The sequence below is a fragment of the Streptomyces sp. SID12501 genome, from assembly GCF_010550245.1.
In the GTDB taxonomy this organism is placed as follows: domain Bacteria; phylum Actinomycetota; class Actinomycetes; order Streptomycetales; family Streptomycetaceae; genus Streptomyces.
In genome coordinates this window covers 1-400 of sequence record NZ_JAAGLU010000958.1, presented here as the reverse complement: position 1 = coordinate 400, position 400 = coordinate 1, and the positions used below count along the sequence as shown (strand labels likewise).

Here is a 400-nt window from a genome sequence, read left to right as displayed (position 1 = left end):
GGTCCGGCTCGTCAAGCTCTCCGACCAGCACGCCTGGCTGGAGACCGACTCCGCCGAGGACGTCCAGGTCGGTGACTGGGTGGCGCTCGGCATGTCCCACCCGTGCACGATCTTCGAGAAGTGGCCGCTGATCCCGGTGGTGCGGGCCGACGGCACCGTCACCGACTACGTCCGCACCTTCTTCTAGGCGCCGGCCGTGGACCTGGTCATCCGGGGGGCCCGCGTCGCCGACGGCACCGGCGGGCCCTCGTACACCGCCGACGTCGCCGTGCACGAGGGCCGCGTCGTCGACATCGGCCGGATCCCCGGCGGCGGCCGGCGCACCCTCGACGCCCACGGCCTGGTCCTGGCCCCCGGCTTCATCGACATGCACGCCCACAGCGACCTCGCGCTGCTCCGC

At 73.5% G+C, this 400-nt stretch carries 2 pseudogenes; both read left to right on the top strand.

From position 1 onward, the window contains the following. Nucleotides 1–187 (top strand): annotated as a pseudogene (locus G3I71_RS49320) (amino acid deaminase); the annotation flags it as partial. A 9-nt stretch (nucleotides 188–196) separates the two neighbouring features. After that, a pseudogene (locus G3I71_RS49315) lies at nucleotides 197–400 on the top strand (D-aminoacylase); the annotation flags it as partial.